This window comes from Burkholderia sp. PAMC 28687 (assembly GCF_001577465.1).
Classification (GTDB): domain Bacteria; phylum Pseudomonadota; class Gammaproteobacteria; order Burkholderiales; family Burkholderiaceae; genus Caballeronia.
Genome location: NZ_CP014505.1, coordinates 1,506,271 through 1,525,060, shown reverse-complemented (window position 1 = coordinate 1,525,060; position 18,790 = coordinate 1,506,271). Strand labels below are relative to the sequence as shown.

Here is an 18,790-nt window from a genome sequence, read left to right as displayed (position 1 = left end):
CGTGAGACTATGGCGTTTTCTACCCTTATTTCGGACATCGCACTATAACGACACTGATCTATCGATCATGCCCAAGAGTGATTAGTTACGCGCTATACCCCCGCCCATCGGTTAGTTGAAACGATAACGATCTGTGCCAATTTACGTATTCCAGTGGTGGCCTGGATTAGTAGGCATGCCAGTATCACTAACCCCAGTCTTAACACGATGGCCTAGATCAGTAGCAGTCTTAATGCGGTGGCATTCGGTACACATGAGTTGAAGGTTACTGTCGTCATTACTGCCGCCATTAACAAGCGCGATCTTATGGTCTACGATACCGGTCGTTACTGCTACCTTGCACGACTGGCATTGATAACCATCACGCTGTCTAATCCGCAATCTAATCTTGGCCCAAGCGTGTCCACTCAGGTCATCAATACGAGCAGCAGTACCAGCATTAGCTAATCGCACCTTCTGTTTATCAGTGAGTGGCTTAGTACGTACCGGCGTGCTAGTGGTAGCGCAATGTGGACAACTCAGTGAGGTCATCGACCATTGATACTCCGGATGCTTTAAACAGTCAGACATTGTGATCCTTATGTGGTTATCGTGCGTTGGTCTGCGGGTAATCGGAATATCAAATCACGCACTGAAATTGTGAACTTTATCGATCAAACTAACCGATAGATGATAGGTGCAGCCTAATGACGGGGGGTAGTGATAAATATAGGCTTCGAAGGTCACAGCGCCGACAGTTCCCCTTCACTTTAACGGCAACGGCAAATTTACCCTCTTTTTGGAGGTAATCAGCTACCGAAACCCCTTATTCTACGTGGATTGTTGCAGAATTAGAGCATATCGAAAATAGGCCCATTTCTAGGCCCGTGGAGAGGTTCTCAGTGATTAGGCTAGGCACGTGCCTCCGAGCACTCACCGGCGCAGTGGTGCGTGTGATACAGGGTAGTAATTGCCATGCTCGTGGACTTCCCCTGGTACTGGAAGCGTCAGCGGATTGTTCGGCCAGCCTAGTTCATCCTCTGGAATACCACACTTCTCATCTCGGGTAATCCCTACCCAGCAGCCCGGCAGTAGGTTACTGATACAGTTCTCGCGCCACTCGGCCCACAGTTTGCTGCGCTTATCCGTAGGGTTGGCGTTAATCTCATAGTTATGCGATGCGTTTCTAATACTGGCCTGTAACCCTAAGCGCTTCGTCAATTGCAACTCTTGCGTTTTGAGTTTATCCAGAACCATAAATAGCGGATTAGACTTATCCGTACCCGCAGCAGATACGACAGTTAAAGCCGACTTATCCGCCAGTTTAGATTTACGCTCAATGGTATATCGGAGATTAGCCAATTGGACAGCCAGGATTTTATCTCCAGCAGACCATTCTAATCGCATAGATAATACGGCCTGAGTATGTTGCGCCTTGGTTGCCATTAATTATTCTCCTTGTTACTAACAACTGGTTCTGTAAATGGCGAAGCACGATAATCCACAGGTGGGTATCCACGCAAGCCCTTTGCTATCCCATGCAGATTAAGCGCTACGTTTGCCAACACTAAATACTGCCGCGAACTATTTAAGAAAGCTGAAATAGCATCTCTATCCTTTACCTTTTCTCCAGATAATCGCTTAGCCTCAGCCCGATCACGGTTAGCGAGGAAAATACATAGCTGGCTTCTAAGTAGATCAGGCCCGCACTTACCATCATGCGTCTTTGCAGCCCAATCAATCCGTGCATCGATATCAGGAGCCGTACCCTTGATAACGCCAAGGTTAGGCCCGTAGAAACTTTCCATTAGCTCAATGCGCAGATCATCAATCGACTTAGGGTACGAGACCTTCCCCTTGGTCACGACAAGCGGAATGTGCCGCGCCTTTGCATGGCGAACCAGACTAGCCCGGCTCACGCTGTTTCCTTCACGCCCTGTAGGGATAAGGCTACTTCCAGCAACTCCTCCGGCCCGAACCAGCCAGCCTTACACAGCCGCGTAACGTCCTCTGGGTCAACTCCCGTCCGAGTGATCAATGACCGATCAGTAGCGCCGTGCCCCATACTGAATTCGAGCTTGGACAAATCCCACTTAACGAACCGCGCGTGGGTAAGAAGCCGTGTGACCAGAATCCGGCCTGCATGACCGACTGACATAATCCCCCGGTCCCTCGCGAAGTCCTTTAGCCGCGCGTAAGCCCATACCGACACCGGGAACTCCATATCGCCCTCGTTATAGCCTTCTGGAGAGAAGCGGGCCATTACTGGATGTCCGCCAGCAGCTTATCGAGTGCATTCCCAGCCTCGTTAGCCTGAGTGACTGCAGCCAGTTCCGTATGCAACGCACGGTACGTGTCCCGTGTTTGGTCCTCAAGCTGCAACGCGGGCAAAATATCCTTCTCGGCAATCAAACCGGCACGGGCCTGGGCTTGCGCTTTCTCACGCGCTAATCTATGCGCTTCTACGAGGTCCTTAGTAATACTGATATCCTGCATTACCACGCCTACGGCCCGCAGACCTTGCGCACCCTCGATAACGGTACGCAACTGGCGCAACTCCATTTGAATACGCGATACGGCTGCAGCTAACGTAACGGTATGCCCGTGCGTGTTCTCTGCGACAAGCTGAGACTCAGTCTTTGGAAATGCGAAGTTAATACGCTGTCCAGCTTCCGTACTGAAATCATGCTGCTGCGGAGCGGTGGGCTTAAACAATTTGAACATGTGATCTTCCTTTACGATTACTTGAAGGCCCCGAAGGGCCTATTTGAAATTACGAGAGATTGATAACCAGCGGGGCGGACAAGAGCCGGGCATCGGCAAATTTCGTCACTTTCAGTGCGACCAGTTCAGATTGGAAAAGATGGGTAGGCCCTTCTACTGCAGCACCCGGCGCACTATCCATAACGATAGACGCCTCGTCCGTCGATTCGATAATCTGGGGACCATCAAACACCGCCAGCCGCGCACGATCAACCAAGAACAACTTGCCCGCGGGGGCCGCGAGCGATGCCAGGGCTTGGGCGCCCTTATAGACTCCGCCCGATGCGCCGATGTTCGGGTTAGCTGCGTCCTGCAAGCTCACCAACGTGGCCGGGTTAGCGATCCACACGGCGCTCCGCAAGTCTCCCGCAAACGTCGCCATAGCCGCATTAATACCAGCCGTGCCCACGCTTGCCGCAGCCGTGCCACCACTCGTCATAAGCGCGATAAGGAACGCGTCAGTCGCATTGTTAGCTGCGGCCTCCAATTGACCCTGTACGTAATCCTGCACGCGGGAATCGAAGTTACTAGCCGCTACCATCTCCCGCGAGTAGGCGAGGATCAAACCAAATTTGCGGTCCGTATTGGTGAGCGTGAAAGCCAGCGACGGTGCAGCAGCCGGATACGGTGCGCCCTCGGCAATCTCACTGGCTGAAAGCAACGCGGCCTGAGTAAGCAAGCGGGTATTAGGCGGGAGAACCGCAGCACCACCATTAGCCAGCGCGGTAATCAACGCGGGCGTAACCGGAGGGAGGAGTACGCCCGGAGCTTGCGAGGGGTAATACAGTGCGCCCGTGTTACCCGTAGTTGCCGGGGCCACGACAGCCTTACCCAGTGCGGCACGCATGCCGCGTACGGGGTCGCTGCTATGGATAGGAAAGTGCATAAGTCCCGGCTTACCTGAGTTGCCTTGTTCGATGGCCTTGTTAAGCAGGACCGTATCCAGATAGTCCTCTACCGGAACGCCGTCCACCGTAAGCTGGTTGCGCTCAATCAAAGCTTTAACACGCCCCGTAACGCCGGTATCTCCGAAAACTGCACGGGTCTGCTCAAGGTTCCAATCCTTCGAGATAGCAAACTGGAGGGACTGGGTAGTATTGAGACGCTTAAGGATAGCTGCATTAATGATGGGATTGATCAAAGTATGGATTCCTAAATTACTACTTGTCGGCATAACGGAATGTCATGCATCGACCCTGCGGTACTACTCTTACTGGCCGTACACCAGGCTATGAGCCTGCGCACTTCCCTCCTTCAACCATGCAACACGACGCGCACGGGCTTTCTTTCCCGAACCTCCGAAACGCACATGGAATGCTTCGTCGGCATCCAAAGCATTAGCTTCCGCCTCCAGTGCTGCGGTACGGCCCCGGATAGCTGCAAGCTCCACCTCATCCTCTGCACTACCGACCATATCCGACTCGAAAAGACACCGGTCAAGTTTAAGCTCCGCATACTGCAAAGCCAGATTAGCGCGACGTGCTGCGAAACGAGCTACAGCCAGTTCAGACATAAGCTTCAGGGATTTACTCTTTTTCATTAATGACCTTTGGAATTTAGATAGTTGGATACAGCTTCTTTGATAACAGCAGACACGGTGGCGTCCACTTCCGCAGCGTATGCCCGGATGCGCTTGTGCAATACCGGACCGACCTTTGTACTCAATACTCTGGAATCAGAATAAGGAGCTTCGGGAATAAGCCCCGTATGCCCTTTGTTCATAACAGCCCTAAGGTAGACCTACGATTAAAAGAAAGGGTTAAACGCTGAACGCGCTAACCGGGAGATAAAGCAGTACGCCGACACATACCCAGCACACTACGCACAACGCTGAGAGGACTTTCATGTAGGACTCCAAAATAGAAAAGGGCCGCTCCGGTCAGGGAACAGCCCTGATACTTCCACAATTTGTGGGAGTTGTTCGTCCACCAATGGCGGTTGGATAACATCCACAATTTGTGGTTGGGAAATCACGCAGCCACCATCTCCGCAGTACCGAACTCCAAGAGCGTCGCATCCTGCCCAAGCTCCTTAGCCAGCGCCACCAGTGCGTCCGCGACATCCATCTCGCCCGTGTACTCGTACCGCATATACAGACGCCGTTCAGCCTTGTACAGGAGCGGCGTGGACAGTGTGAAACCCGCCAGCCGTACCGCCTCGAAGATACTCATTACGGTGTTATCTGGCTTTCCATCATTCCGTGCAAAATTGACCCACATAAACTGTTTCATGTTCTCTCTCGTTAAACGGCATATGCAAATTGGACGGCGGAGTAAGGAGCAGAGTCCTCAGTGAGGTGCTGAATGGGTAGGTATCCTAAGTCCAGCCAGCACGTCTCGATGTACACGCCGGAGGAAAGCCCCCGGCAGAGTGCGTAGGTGATCATTTTGTTACCCCTAATACCGAATGCCGTGCATCTGACGCACGGGCGAGAGTACGGTGTCCATGTGCTCAGCCAGTCTTTCTGCTTCGCCCCGAAGATCAGCGATCTCCAGCCCCCAGTTGTCCTCTTTACTCTGTTCGCTGTCACTTATCTCGTTCTTGAGTCGATTCCTATCAGCGTCAGTATTTGGTTCCGAGGGCACGCGTACCAATTTAGAACCGCTCGCTTTCCAGCCCGCTTTTGCAATCTCGTTATGTATCGTAAGGCGCGTTTTCACGGACCTCCCCGCGTATTTGGCTGGGTCATACGACACGACTTCGATTACAGCAGGCACACCCGCTACCTCCGGAGCCTTCTTACTTTTCCTGCTATTCAACTTGTGGCGCAGAGCATTAGGCATTTTCATAAATATCCTGTTTGGTAGTTACCAAGGAACACTCACAGGAATGCGCCTTGGTAAGTCTTTTCGTAGCTATCAGATGCCCCTATTTCTGGCCTAGCCGTTGGGGATTTCCGTACTACGTAACGATCTAGAGTCAGACCGGCAGGCGTGCCGCAAAGTCTGCGGGGCCTACGTTCCGGGTACCGCTTAAAGAACCGCCCTAGTCATTCACCGGTCGCCTTGCCGGAGGGCTTGCTGCTTTTCGTGAACTCTTTCTACAAGTCCCAGTGCCGAAATGTACATGTGAACTCTTTCTACAGCAAGCTTTATTTTTAGGGGCCTGCTCGCCCCTGTTGTAAATCTGCCCGCCTTACTTTTCGATACTAGACCGCACGGCGGCATCGAACCCCGGATTCCGTTGTCGGGCTTGCTCCAAGCGTTCCTTTATGCTCGCGCGAATAATTGCCGATGCGGTTGTTTGTTCGTAAGACGCGAGAAGCTTCAGCATCCTGACTTGCTCCACTTCCAAGCGGACTGGCATCGGCACTGTTTCTACGGATGCCTTTACGCCCTGGCGGATTGCAGCCTTTTCAGCCTCCTTTGCAAGTACCTGCTTGGGATTGTCGGCAACCGCCTGGACGCGCAATGCTTCCACCCTTGATTTGTCTGCATGCTCGTACGCGTCGTCTATGACTTTGAGCCTTTGGGCAATATCTACGCCCACTTTACGTTCGGGACTAGGCACCCGCCGTTTCGATCCGACCGCCTTTCTGCGCCGAAAATGGTCTAGCGCCGTCGCGTTGTCTACTTCACGTGCGGAATAGCTATCGTAAAGTTCTTCCTGCGCCGCCGCAGCATCCGCTTCAGCCTTAGATGCCGCTAGTTCAGCCTCATCCGCCTTCCACTGTGCCTGCGACGCGGCCAGTATCTCAAGCGGCGACTCCCGTGGTGTCTTCTTCTTAGCCATTACATGACCCTTGCGTAGAATAAGTACCTAGGATTGTACTCTCTACAGCACCGTAGAAACACTGTTTCTACGGACAAAAGGAGGATAGGCTGAATGATCCTGCACGATATCGCGTACACAGGCCTGCTACGCAGCAGTCGGGTCTCCGTCGATGCATGTTCAAGCAACGCCCAGTCAAAAGGATAGAATCGTGCCGTGGGACGCCTGATTTATAAGCGTTCGCGCGTGGCCGGTGTGCCATAAGGGTGCCACGGACCAAGGATAAATCTCTAAGTTATTGATTTTAAAGAGTTACCGTACGTACACTAACCCATATAATACTTGTTCGCCATCGTCCAAGTCAGGTCCATGAATTCTTCGACCGGTACACCCGCTGCTTCTCCTTTCAAGGCTGTGCTCAGCGGCGGAATTTTCGCGCCGCTCACGCAGTTTGGTTTCATCGATACTACCGGCGACGACGCCGCCGCCTTTCTTCACACGCAACTGACGAACGACGTCCAGCACCTGGATGCATCGACGGCGCGTCTGGCGGGGTATTGCTCGCCGAAAGGCCGCTTGATGGCGTCATTCCTGATGTGGCGTGCCGGGGACGCAGTGCGTTTGATGATCGCCGCCGACTTGCAGGCCACCGTGCAGAAGCGGTTGTCCATGTTCGTGATGCGCGCAAAAGCCAAGCTGGCGGATGCCACTCCGGCGCTGACCGCCGTCGGTTTTGCAGGCGACGTGCGCGACGCGCTGTCCCATCTCTTCGATGCCATGCCCGACGGCGTGCACGTGAAAGTGGACGGTCCGCTCGGTTCGCTGATCCGCGTACCCGATGCCGCCGGCCGTCCGCGTTTCCTGTGGGTCGGCCCGAAGGCAGAAGTCGATTCGCATCTCGCCGCGCTGGAAAAGAAACTGACTCGCGCGAGCGCCGAAGTGTGGGACTGGCTCGACATTCACGCGGGCGAACCGCGCATCACACAGCCGGTGTCCGAGCAGTTCGTCCCGCAAATGGTCAACTTCGACGTGCTCGGCGGCGTCAACTTCAAGAAAGGCTGTTATCCGGGTCAGGAAGTGGTCGCGCGCAGCCAGTATCGCGGCACGATCAAGCGGCGCACATCGCTCGCGCATGCGGAAATGGCCAAAGCCGGCGACGAACTGTTCCACTCCGACGACCCCGGCCAGCCCTGCGGCCTCGTGGTCAACGTAGCGAGCGCGCCCGATGGCGGTGTGGATGCGCTCGTGGAAATCAAGCTTGCGGCGCTGGAACAGGGATCGGTGCATGTGGGCGCGGCGGATGGTCCCGTGCTGAAGTTCTCGCCGCTGCCGTACGCCTTCCCCACAGAAGTCTGAGGCGCTCATGTGCCTGATCGTCTTCGATTGGCAGCCGGAAGCGGGGCCTTCGGCATCGAATCGCCCGATGCTCACGCTCGCCGCCAATCGCGATGAGTTCTACAGCCGCGAAACCCAGCCGATGCATTGGTGGAAGGACGCGCCGGGCATGCTCGCCGGACGCGACCTCACGGGCGGCGGGACATGGCTGGGCGTGACCCGCGATGGCCGGTTTGCTGCATTGACCAACTATCGGGCGCCGACCGAGGTGCGGCCTGGCGCGCCCACCCGCGGTACGCTCGTCAGTGATTTCTTGTCGGGAGAAATCGCCGCGCCGCTCGCTTATCTGGACGACGTCGCCCGCAACGGGCATCTGTACAACGGCTTCAACCTGATTGTCGGCGACTTCACGCGGCGCGAACTGGCGTGGTACGGCAATCGCGCCGATGCGCCGCCCGCACGCCTTGAGGCCGGTATCCATGGTTTATCGAACAGCTTGCTGAATACGCCGTGGCCAAAGCTCGTCGCCCAACGCGATGCGCTTCGCGATCTCGGTCACACCGGGGACCGGGTTCAGCCATCGCTGGATCTGCTGATCGGGACGATGCGAAACCCGCATATTGCCGATGACGCCCTGCTGCCCTCGACCGGCCTTTCGCTTGAACGCGAACGTGTGTTGTCGGCGGCGTTTATCGAGTCGGATGGGTATGGGACGCGGAGCACGACGGCGCTGCGTGTTTCATCTGCAGGCGATCAACTCGAGCTGCAAATCAAGGAACTCAGCGACGACGACGGTTCACACAAGATCGTTCGCCCCGGCAACTTTGAGATCAGCGACGCGTTTGTGATCGCCCGCTGATCAACTTTCGACGTCGAGATAACGACGCAACGCACTCGCCGCGTCGGCATGCGCTTTCGCGACGTCCGGCACCAGTCCGCCCATCTTGAAGAACTCGTGCGTCATGCCTTCGTAGCGGACCAGTTCGACGGGCACGTGCTCGCGTTCGAGTTTCGCCGCGTAGGCGACGTTTTCATCGAAGAGCGGGTCGTGATCGGCGGCGGCAATCCACGCGGGTGCAATACCTTCAAACGATGGCATCGGTCCTCGCGCATCCAGGGGCGCGAAACGCCAGTCGTCGCGGTCCTTTTCTTCGCGCAGATAATGCTCGAAGAACCATTTGACCGTTTTCGCCGTCAGGACGTGACCTTCCGCGAATTGCGCGTACGACGGCGTGTCCTGACGCGCGCTGACGCCGGGATAGATCAGCAACTGCAGGCGCAACGCGATACCCGCATCGCGGGCGAGTACCGCGCAGACCGTGGCGAGTGTGCCGCCAGCGCTGTCGCCGCCAATGGCGAAACGCGCGCTGTCGAGCCCGAACGATGAGGCCTGTGCGTGGAGCCACGTGAGGGCATCGAAGGCATCGTGGACGGCGGTCGGGAACGTGTGCTCAGGGGCGAGCCGGTAATCGACCGATACCACCGCGCACCCCGAATCTGCTGCGAGACGCCGGCACAGGGCCGCATGGGTATCGATGCTCCCCACCACGAAACCGCCGCCGTGGAAGTACACGAGCGTCGGCGCCGGGGAGGTCCACGCCGGTTCGACCGGATGAAAAAGCCGCGCGCGAATGGACGCGCCGTCTCGCGCGGGAATAGCCAGATCCTGGATATCGAACATGGGTGCCGGCGCGATATCGATGATCAGGGCGCTGCGTTCATACGATGCCCGCGCTGCGGCAGCGCTCAGCGTATGAAACGGCGGCCGCTTCGCCTTCGCGATCAGTTCAAGGACCTGGGCAATGGCAGGATTCAGCGGCATGGGAAAGGGATGGCGGTAAAAGCTCGCGATGATGACACATCGGTGCTCAAGGCCGCCCTCTCACCTCGGGCTTCAGCGAAAGCGGATCGGTCGGGTTGCGCATTTGCGCGACATCGTCGAAGCGCAGTTGCACCGACGCCAGGATCTTCGGATGCGTCAGCACGTAAAAACGGCGTTGGCGCACGGCGTCAAAGGTGATTTCCGCCACCTCTTTTGCACTCAGCTTGCCGCCTTCTACCGCTTTCGTGAGCTGCTTGACTGCCATGGTTTGCGATGGCGTCATGGGCTCTTCGTTACGCAATTCCTCAGGCCGCGCACGCTCGGCCTGAGCGATTCCTGTGGGTACGAACGCCGGACACAACAATGAACAATCCACGGGAGCGCCGACGATCTTCAGGTCGTGATAAAGCGTCTCGGTCAATGCGACGACCGCGTGCTTCGATGCGTTGTACACGCCCATTGCGGGCGCGGACAACAAACCCGCGACAGACGCCGTGTTGACGATATGCGCCGGTTCGTTCTGCGCGAGCATCAACGGCGTGAACGCACGCACGCCGTTCGCCACGCCCATTACGTTGACGCCGAACACCCAAGCCCAGTCGTTCGCACTGTTTTCCCACACGAATCCGCCTGCACCGACGCCCGCGTTGTTGAACAACAAGTGCACGGCGTCATACGTGTCCATGGTCATGCGTGCCAGGGCGTCGACCTGGTTTGCATCGGAGACGTCTGTCGGCACGCCCAGCGCTTGCGCGCCCAACGCACGGGCCATCTCGACGGTTTCCGTGAGGCCTTTGACATCGATATCTGCGAGTGCGAGCTTCATGCCGAGCGCCGCGCCCTTCAGCGCGAACTCACGGCCAAAGCCGCTGCCCGCGCCCGTGATCACCGCTACCTTGCCGTCGAACTGATCCACTGTGTCTCCCTTCGATGTGCACCCGGCCTCAGATCAGCTTGACGAGCTGTTTGCCGAAGTTCTTGCCCTTGAGCAAGCCGAGAAACGCTTCGGGCGCGTTCTCGAGCCCTTGCGCGATGCTTTCACGATACTGCAGCTTTTTCTGCGCGACGAGGCCCCCGAGCTGAGCGAGCGCTTCGGGCCACACTTCCGGCGACTCACTCACGATAAAGCCCTGGACCTTCAGCCGTTGTGTGAGCAATAGCGAAGGTTTCTTGAGCGGCATGGGCGAGCCGTCGTAGGTCGCGACCATCCCGCACAACGCAATACGGCCGAACGCGTTCATGCGCGGCAACACGGCGTCGAGCACTTCCCCGCCGACGTTCTCGAAATAACCGTCGACCCCATTCGGCAAGGCCGCCTTCAGGTCCTCGTACAGGTTGCCGGCCTTGTAATCGACGCATGCATCGAAGCCGAGCGTCTCGGTCACGTACCGGCACTTGTCTGCACCCCCGCGATGCCCACCGCCCGGCAGCCCGCCGCCTTGGCCAACTGGCCGACCACGCTGCCCACCGCGCCGCTCGCCGCGCTGACGAGCACCGTCTCACCCGCCTTCGGTTCGATGATCTTGTTCAGCCCAAGCCACGCCGTCACGCCGGGCATGCCGACCGGGCCGAGATAGGCTGAAAGCGGAATATGGGTATCGTCGACCTTGCGCAGACCCTTGCCGTCCGACGTGCCGAATTCCTGCCAGCCATAGGTTCCGACGACCTTGTCACCGACTGCAAACTTCGGATTCTTCGATTCCACCACCTCGCCCACGGTTCCGCCGATCATCACTTCGTTGAGCGGTTGCGACGCGGCATACGATTTCGAATCGTCCATTCGGCCGCGCATGTAGGGATCGAGTGAAAGGTAGTGGTTGCGCACGCGTAGCTGACCGTCGGCCAGCGGTGCAAGGGGCGTCTCGACGAGCTTGAAGTTATCTACGCTTGCCGCGCCTTGCGGGCGTGAGACAAGCAGAACCTGACGATTGATTGCGGCGTTTTCGGACATCGTGATACTCCTGTTCGGTCTATGGTCGGGCCCTGCGGATCAGGCGTCGCTTGGACCGGGTTTCGCCGACGGGTCTGATCGAAGGCGTTGCTGTGCAATGTCGCGCCCGACTGCAAGCCGGCGCATGTATTTGAAAGTACCAAGTGCCTTGGCGACGAAATGCCCTTCGCTGTCGCGGATTTCGCCCTCGCAATACGCCATGGTGGTGGACCGATGCAGCACGCGTGCGAACGCTCGAAGCTCGCCGCGGCCCGGTTGCATGAAGTTGACTTTCATTTCGACCGTGACCACGCCGATACCCGTGCCCGCAAGGCTGCGCGCGGCCATTGCAAGAGCGACATCGGCGAGGGTCATGGTGACGCCGCCGTGCGCGATGCCCCACGTGTTCATGTGCGTGGCGGTCAGCGGCAGCAAAACTTCGCTCGCGCCGTCTTCGGCGCAGATGAGCTGGACTCCGAGTGAGTCGACGAACGGACTTTCAGGAAGCGCGAAGGAGTCAGTCATGAGTTCAGACTTCGTAATCGATGCATTGACGCGATTCCCGCACCGCCGCCACGAAGTCCTTGATTGCCACGTGTTTGGGATGGACCTGATACGCATGCAGCGCTTCCTTGTTATCGAAATCCGAAACGAGGATTACGTCGCACGTGGCTTCGTAGCCGTCCTGAGCCACGCCGACTTCGAAGTGTCCCTGCCCTGAAACGATGCTGCGGCAGCTTTCGAGCTTGGCCTTCAGCTTGACGATGTTCTCAGCGCGCGTGCCGCCCTCGGCGCTTTCCTTAAGCTTCCACATGACGATGTGTCGTAACAACTTGATCACCTTGGTTCGTTAGCGTTTGCGGGTTCTTGCTCAACGCATAAAATTAACAGATTCCGATGTTCATGGCGTGGACGCAAAAACCTGCGACGCGCTGGGTAACAACAACGCAGAAATAACAACGCAGCAATAAAAAAGCCACCCGTCGGTGGCTTGTTCTGTGTTCCGTGTCCGACCCAGCCAAAGCGATGTGAAACCATCCTGGAGCTTGTGTCCTTGACGTTGTTGAAATGACGTGGCGTATAAGGCACAAGACTCTTTTTTGTCTCGATGAGTTCGCGCGCCATTTTCAATGCGAAATCGACGGCTGCGCGACGCTGTTCGTGCTCAAACCCCACCCGTAGCGATTATCCCACGTTTCGCCAGCGCCCTACAGCCGGTTGCCCGGGTTAAACCCCAGCCAACCGCCCGCCTACACCACTTCGAACAATCCCGCCGCGCCCTGCCCGCCGCCGATGCACATCGTCACCACGACGAACTTCGCGCCACGCCGCTTCCCTTCGATCAACGCATGCCCCGTCAATCGTGCGCCCGACACGCCATACGGATGTCCCACCGCAATCGCCCCGCCGTTCACGTTCAATCGATCCGCCGGAATGCCCAACGTATCGCGGCAATACAGCACTTGCACGGCGAACGCTTCATTGAGTTCCCACAGGTCGATATCGCTGACCTTGAGGCCGGCTTTCTTCAGCAGCTTCGGCACGGCAAACACCGGTCCAATACCCATTTCATCCGGCTCGCAACCCGCAACGGCGAAGCCCCGGAAAATCCCGAGCGGCTTCAACCCTTCCTTTTCGGCCACCGATGCATTCATCACCACGCAAGCCGATGCGCCATCGGAAAACTGGCTTGCATTGCCCGCCGTGATCACGCCACCGGGCATCGCGGTGCGAATCTTCGATACCCCCTCGAGCGTCGTATCGGCGCGAATGCCTTCATCGGAGGAAAGCGTGACTTCCTTTGTGGACACGCGGCCCGTGGTTTTGTCGGCGATACCGGCAAGCACCGTGATCGGCACGATCTCGTCGTTGAACTTGCCCGCAGCTTGAGCGGCGGCCGCGCGCAACTGCGATTGCACGCCGTACTCGTCCTGGCGTTCCTTCGATATTTCATAGCGCTTCGCGACGTTCTCGGCGGTTTGCAGCATCGACCAGTAGATGCTCGGCTTATGTTCCTTCAACCAGCCATCGAAGAGCATGTGCTGGTTCATCTCGTTCTGCACACACGAAATCGATTCCACACCGCCGGCCACATAAACGTCGCCTTCTCCGGCAATCACGCGTTGCGCCGCGAGCGCGATGGTCTGCAGCCCGGATGAGCAAAAGCGGTTCACGGTCATGCCTGGCGTGCTCACGGGCAGTCCCGCGCGCAACGCGATCTGCCGTGCGATGTTCATGCCCGTCGCGCCTTCCGGATTCGCACAACCCATGATCACGTCTTCCACACGCGCCGGGTCGATGCCCGCGCGCGCCACTGCCGCCTGCGTCACATGACCGCCGAGCGTCGCGCCATGCGTCATGTTGAATGCGCCGCGCCAAGATTTGGCGAGACCCGTGCGTGCCGTCGATACGATTACCGCGTCAGTCATTCCTGTCTCCACTTCGAATACGAATAATGTTGATGTTGATCACTACGGGCGTAGCTACGGGCGCAGCAGATCCGCCGAGACGATCCGCTCCACGCCTGCCGCCGTCATCTGCGCCCACGCGCGTTCCAGCGATCCGTTCAGATCGATGGCGCGGCAGGCATCGTCGATGACGACCGCTTCGAAGCCTGCGCTGCGTGCATCGAGCGCGGACCACCCGACGCAATAGTCCGTCGCCAGTCCGCAGCAGAAGACGCGCTTCACGCCCGCATCGCGCAGATAACCCGAGAGGCCCGTCGGCGTGACGCGATCGGCTTCCATGAAGGCCGAGTAACTATCGACGCCCACATGGTGGCCCTTGCGGATAACGAGCCGCGCATGCGGCACATGGAGATCACGATGCAACGCCGCGCCTTCGGTGTCCTGCACGCAGTGCGTCGGCCACAAGACCTGCTCGCCGTAGTGAAGCGTGGTCATGTCGAAAGGCGCGCGGCCCGCGTGATGCTCGGCAAACGAAATATGCTTCGCCGGATGCCAGTCCTGCGTCACGACGACATGCGAAAACGCGTGCGCAAGCTGGTTGATCACGGGCACGACTTCATCGCCATGAGCGACGGCCAGTGCGCCGCCCGGCATGAAATCGTTCTGGACATCGATCACGAGAAGGACTTCGTCTGCGCCTTTCATTGATGCCTCGCTTTACGGTTTTCAGCTATTGAAACCACGACCGGCGGCCGCCAGTCCGGTCACGCTCGCCGCAGGCTTCCATGCATCGCCATTGGGCTGCGCGGCGTATTTGCGCATCGCACGTTCGACGTTGTAGAGGCCGATCGTGTCCGCATACAACATGGGACCACCGCGATGCAGCGGGAAACCGTAGCCCGTCAGATAGACCATATCGATGTCCGATGCCTTCGACGCAATCCCCTCATCCAGGATCAACGCGCCTTCGTTCACGAGCGCGAGGACGAGGCGTTCGACGATCTCATCGTCCGAAATCTTGCGGCGCTCGACGCCTTGTTCCTGCGAATACGCAACGATCATCTCGTCCACGATTTTCGACGAATGCGCCGTCCGGTCACCGGCCTTGTAGTCGTACCATCCCGCGCCGGTCTTCTGGCCGAAGCGCCCCGTCTCGCACAAACGATCTGCGATCTTCGAATACTTCAGGTCCGGCTTCTCCTGATAGCGCCGCTTGCGAATCGCCCAGCCAATGTCATTGCCCGCCAGATCGCTCATGCGGAATGGTCCCATCGCAAAGCCAAACTTTTCGATCGCGCGATCGACTTGCGCCGGCAATGCGCCTTCTTCGAGCATGAACAGCGCCTGACGCAAGTACTGCTCGATCATCCGGTTGCCGATAAACCCGTCGCACACGACCGACACCACCGCCGTCTTCTTGATCTTCTTCGCGAGCTGCATGACGGTGGCGAGCACGTCCTTCGATGTCTTCGCGCCACGCACGACTTCGAGCAGCTTCATCACGTTGGCCGGGCTGAAGAAATGCATGCCTACGACGTCTTCGGGGCGCTTGGTGAACGCGGCAATCTTGTCGACATCGAGCGTGGAAGTATTCGATGCCAGGATCGCGCCCTTCTTCGCCACTTGATCCAGTTTGGAGAACACCTGTTCTTTCACGCCGAGTTCCTCGAACACCGCTTCGACGATGAGATCGGCGTCCTTCAGGTCCTCATACGCGAGGGTCGGCGTGATCAGCGCAAGCCGTTCTTCGAGTTTCTCCGCCGTCAACCGGCCTTTCTTCACAGCGCTTTCGTAGTTCTTGCGAATGGTCGCGAGGCCGCGATCAAGCGCTTCCTGTTTCGTTTCGAGCAACGTCACCGGCAATCCGGCGTTGATGAAGTTCATCGCAATACCACCGCCCATCGTCCCCGCGCCGATCACGCCAATGCGTTCGATCTTGCGAACGGGCGTGTTCGACGGCACGTCGGGAATCTTGCTCGCCGCGCGTTCGCCGAAGAATGCATGGCGCAAGGCGCGGCTTTCAGGCGTCTGCACCAGCGCCACGAAACACTCGCGCTCGACCGCCAGGCCTTTGTCGAAGCCGAGCTTTACGCCGGCCGCGACTGCATCGATACATTTAAGCGGCGCCGGAAAATTTTTCGCCAGCGGCGTGACCATATTGCGCGCGAACTGGATGAACCCTTCCGCGTTCGGATGCTCGATCTTGCGCTCACGAACCAACGGATGCTGCCCGTTTTGCGCCCCGGCTTCTTGGGCGAACTTGATGGCTGCGTCGAGCAGGTCGCCTTCGGCCATCTGGTCGATCAAGCCCGATCCGGCGAGTTTCTCCGACATCACTGGCGCGCCCGAGACGATCATGTTCAACGCGGTTTCGAGACCCACCGCGCGCGGCAGGCGCTGCGTGCCGCCGGCGCCCGGGAGCAAACCAAGCTTGACTTCAGGCAACGCGATTTGCGCGCCCGCCGAAGCAATCCGATAATGCGCGCCCAGCGCAAGCTCGAGGCCCCCGCCCATTGCGACGCCATGGATCGCGGCCACGACGGGTTTCGAGCTGGCTTCCACGACCTTGATGACCGTATGCAGCGTCGGTTCCTGCGTGGCCTTCGGCGTGTTGAACTCGGTGATATCGGCGCCGCCGGAGAACGCCTTGCCCGCACCGATCAGGACGATGGCCCTGACCGACGCATCGGCCTGCGCTCTTTCGATGCCTTCGACAATGCCAAGCCGCGTGGAGAACCCGAGGCCGTTGACCGGCGGGTTATTCAGCGTGATGACGGCGATGCCGTCGCGGGTCGTGTAATCCACTGCCATTTCGTCTTCCTCCATTCGGTGCGCCATCTATCTTCCGGCAAAAATCCGGAAGGCGCTGATTCGCGTGATGCTGTGATTGTGATGCTTTGGGTTTGAGCCACCCGGCAAGAATACACAAAAACGAACGCTCGTTCAATTTTGTTGTTGCGGGATGGCGGAGACGGAACGCGGAAAACAAGAAACGGGCTGCGCGGCGGCAGCCCGGTGAATGGCAAGCTAGTCGACGCTTTCACCGACCGTCGGCAACACATGCTCCCGATATATTTCGCGCAACCGGAGCTTCTGCAGCTTGCCGGTCGCCGTGTGGGGAAGTTCATCGGCGAAAACAACGTCGTCCGGGCGCCACCACTTCGCCACCTTGCCGTCGTAAAACGCGAGCAGTTCCTCGCGCGTGACGGTTGCCTCAGGACGCAGCACGACCACGATCAGCGGCCGTTCCGTCCACTTCGGGTGCGAACACGCAATGCACGCTGCCTCCGCGACCTGCGGATGCGACATCATGATGTTTTCCAGATCGATCGAGCTGATCCACTCGCCGCCTGACTTGATCACGTCCTTGCTGCGATCGGTGATGTGCATGAAACCGTCGGTATCGATGGTCGCGACATCGCCGGTCGGAAACCAGCCATCGACGAGCGGCGAATCGTCCTTCCGGAAATACCGGTCGATCACCCATGGCCCGCGCACGTAGAGATCGCCGAATGATTTGCCGTCCCAGGGAAGTTCGTTGCCGTCGTCGCCGACGACTTTCATGTCGACGCCGAACATCACATGGCCCTGCTTCTCGCGCAGATGGCGTTGTTCTTCGGGCGAACGCTGGCGCTGTTCCCAGTTGAGCTTGGCGAGCGTGCCGAGCGGCGACATTTCCGTCATGCCCCAGGCATGAATGACCTCGACGCCATAGTCGTCCTCGAACGTGCGCAGCATCGCCGGCGGACAAGCCGAGCCGCCAATGACCGTGCGCTGCAACGTATTGAAGCGCACGCCAGCCTGCTTCACGTAGTTCAGCAAACCCAGCCAGACGGTCGGCACGCCGGCCGAGTACGTCACGCCTTCGGCTTCCATCAGTTCGTAGAGCGATTTTCCATCGAGACAATTGCCGGGCAGCACGAGCTTCGCGCCAACCAGCGGCGCCGCGTGCGGAATGCCCCATGCATTGACGTGGAACATCGGCACGACGGGCAAGATCGAATCGCGGCAGGAACAGGCCATGGCGTCGGGAAGCGCTGCGCCGAAGGCATGCAGGACCGTCGAGCGATGCGTGTACAGCGCGCCCTTCGGATTGCCGGTCGTGCCCGATGTATAGCAGAGAAACGATGCCGAACGTTCATCGAGCATGGGCCATTCGTAGTCGCCATCGTGTTTCGCGAGCAGCGTTTCGTAGCTCGTGACGGGCGTGGCCATATCGGCGAGATGGGTGCTGATGCACGCTTCGTCGCCGAGAGCGATCCAGCCTTTCACGTTCGGACACTGCGGCGCGATGATGTCGACAAGCGCCGTGAAGGTCATGTCGAAGGCGACGTATTCGTCGTCGGCGTGATTGATGATGAACGCGATCTGGTCGGGGAAAAGCCGCGGGTTGATGGTGTGGCAGACCGCGCCCATGCCGGTCACGCCGTAATAGCATTCCAGATGACGATACCCGTTCCACGCCAGCGTACCAACGCGCTCGCCCGGCTGCACATTCAGCCCGATCAGCGCCTGCGCAAGCTGCTTCGCGCGTTTTTCGCAATCGCGCCACGTATAGCGATGAATGTCGCCTTCAATGCGGCGCGAAACGATCTCGGTAGCGCCGAAATGGCGGGAAGCATGGGAAATCAGCGATGAAGCGAGTAGCGGTACATCCATCATCTGGCCTAAAAGCGGCGACGTCATGGGCAAGTTCCTCACAAGTCCGGATGCACGGGATTTGATGCTGGGTGTTTCTTGTTGAGTGTTTCTCGACTAAGCAATATCTGATTTTGTCTCAAAGCCAACGCGGATAAGGCTAAGAGCGGGCTCCAGCAGCGGCGCGGGCGCGGATTTACAATA

The 18,790-nt window shown here is 58.2% G+C and carries 18 protein-coding genes and 1 pseudogene; 2 read left to right on the top strand and 17 right to left on the bottom strand.

What is annotated here, in order from left to right; genetic code table 11:
- Positions 1–141 precede the first annotated feature (141 nt).
- The 8 genes from AX768_RS31925 to AX768_RS07000 form a co-directional block, all read right to left on the bottom strand.
- On the bottom strand, positions 142–531 hold the full coding sequence (locus AX768_RS31925) for an HNH endonuclease (RefSeq protein WP_231941372.1): 390 nt from the start codon (positions 529–531) through the stop codon (positions 142–144).
- Positions 532–912: 381 nt separating this feature from the next.
- Positions 913–1,425 carry a hypothetical protein gene (locus AX768_RS32655; RefSeq protein WP_155524190.1) on the bottom strand — a complete coding sequence of 171 codons (513 nt, stop codon included), beginning with the start codon at positions 1,423–1,425 and terminating at the stop codon, positions 913–915.
- Positions 1,425–1,898: a hypothetical protein gene (locus tag AX768_RS32650; RefSeq protein ID WP_155524189.1), complete on the bottom strand. Its 474-nt coding sequence runs from the start codon at positions 1,896–1,898 to the stop codon at positions 1,425–1,427. The genes AX768_RS32655 and AX768_RS32650 overlap by 1 nt, the downstream gene beginning before the upstream one ends.
- Positions 1,899–2,241: 343 nt before the next feature.
- Complete coding sequence (locus tag AX768_RS07025; protein WP_061999355.1) at positions 2,242–2,703, bottom strand: hypothetical protein; 462 nt, start codon at positions 2,701–2,703, stop codon at positions 2,242–2,244.
- Between the two features lie 49 nt (positions 2,704–2,752).
- Positions 2,753–3,883, bottom strand: a complete 1,131-nt coding sequence (locus AX768_RS07020; protein ID WP_061999354.1) for a hypothetical protein — start codon at positions 3,881–3,883, stop codon at positions 2,753–2,755.
- Positions 3,884–3,952: 69 nt separating this feature from the next.
- The gene (locus tag AX768_RS07015) at positions 3,953–4,282 is read right to left on the bottom strand and encodes a hypothetical protein (protein ID WP_061999353.1); all 330 of its coding nucleotides are present in this window, start codon (positions 4,280–4,282) and stop codon (positions 3,953–3,955) included.
- A 430-nt stretch (positions 4,283–4,712) separates the two neighbouring features.
- On the bottom strand, positions 4,713–4,913 hold the full coding sequence (locus AX768_RS07010; RefSeq protein WP_172811928.1) for a hypothetical protein: 201 nt from the start codon (positions 4,911–4,913) through the stop codon (positions 4,713–4,715).
- Positions 4,914–5,877: 964 nt separating this feature from the next.
- Positions 5,878–6,474 (bottom strand): hypothetical protein, encoded by a 597-nt coding sequence (locus tag AX768_RS07000; RefSeq protein WP_061999350.1) that lies wholly within the window; start codon positions 6,472–6,474, stop codon positions 5,878–5,880.
- 348 nt (positions 6,475–6,822) lie between these two features.
- On the opposite strand from AX768_RS07000, the gene ygfZ reads away from it, so the two are divergent.
- Complete coding sequence (gene ygfZ, locus AX768_RS06995) at positions 6,823–7,809, top strand: CAF17-like 4Fe-4S cluster assembly/insertion protein YgfZ (protein ID WP_061999349.1); 987 nt, start codon at positions 6,823–6,825, stop codon at positions 7,807–7,809.
- Positions 7,810–7,816: 7 nt separating this feature from the next.
- Positions 7,817–8,647, top strand: a complete 831-nt coding sequence (locus AX768_RS06990; RefSeq protein WP_061999348.1) for an NRDE family protein — start codon at positions 7,817–7,819, stop codon at positions 8,645–8,647.
- Here the strand turns inward: AX768_RS06990 and AX768_RS06985 are convergent, their stop codons facing one another.
- The 9 genes and pseudogenes from AX768_RS06985 to AX768_RS06945 form a co-directional block, all read right to left on the bottom strand.
- Positions 8,648–9,610, bottom strand: coding sequence for an alpha/beta hydrolase (locus AX768_RS06985; RefSeq protein ID WP_061999347.1), 963 nt, complete (start codon positions 9,608–9,610; stop codon positions 8,648–8,650).
- Between the two features lie 46 nt (positions 9,611–9,656).
- Complete coding sequence (locus AX768_RS06980; protein ID WP_061999346.1) at positions 9,657–10,526, bottom strand: SDR family oxidoreductase; 870 nt, start codon at positions 10,524–10,526, stop codon at positions 9,657–9,659.
- 28 nt (positions 10,527–10,554) lie between these two features.
- Positions 10,555–11,561: pseudogene (locus tag AX768_RS06975) on the bottom strand (NADP-dependent oxidoreductase).
- Between the two features lie 39 nt (positions 11,562–11,600).
- Complete coding sequence (locus tag AX768_RS06970; protein WP_061999345.1) at positions 11,601–12,065, bottom strand: PaaI family thioesterase; 465 nt, start codon at positions 12,063–12,065, stop codon at positions 11,601–11,603.
- A 4-nt stretch (positions 12,066–12,069) separates the two neighbouring features.
- Positions 12,070–12,372 carry a Dabb family protein gene (locus tag AX768_RS06965; protein ID WP_062000840.1) on the bottom strand — a complete coding sequence of 101 codons (303 nt, stop codon included), beginning with the start codon at positions 12,370–12,372 and terminating at the stop codon, positions 12,070–12,072.
- A 418-nt stretch (positions 12,373–12,790) separates the two neighbouring features.
- Complete coding sequence (locus tag AX768_RS06960) at positions 12,791–13,969, bottom strand: acetyl-CoA C-acyltransferase (protein ID WP_061999344.1); 1,179 nt, start codon at positions 13,967–13,969, stop codon at positions 12,791–12,793.
- A gap of 54 nt (positions 13,970–14,023) precedes the next feature.
- The gene (gene pncA, locus AX768_RS06955; RefSeq protein ID WP_061999343.1) at positions 14,024–14,653 is read right to left on the bottom strand and encodes a bifunctional nicotinamidase/pyrazinamidase; all 630 of its coding nucleotides are present in this window, start codon (positions 14,651–14,653) and stop codon (positions 14,024–14,026) included.
- Between the two features lie 21 nt (positions 14,654–14,674).
- Positions 14,675–16,759, bottom strand: a complete 2,085-nt coding sequence (locus tag AX768_RS06950; protein ID WP_062000839.1) for a 3-hydroxyacyl-CoA dehydrogenase NAD-binding domain-containing protein — start codon at positions 16,757–16,759, stop codon at positions 14,675–14,677.
- Between the two features lie 216 nt (positions 16,760–16,975).
- Positions 16,976–18,634: a 3-(methylthio)propionyl-CoA ligase gene (locus tag AX768_RS06945; protein ID WP_061999342.1), complete on the bottom strand. Its 1,659-nt coding sequence runs from the start codon at positions 18,632–18,634 to the stop codon at positions 16,976–16,978.
- Positions 18,635–18,790 lie beyond the last annotated feature (156 nt).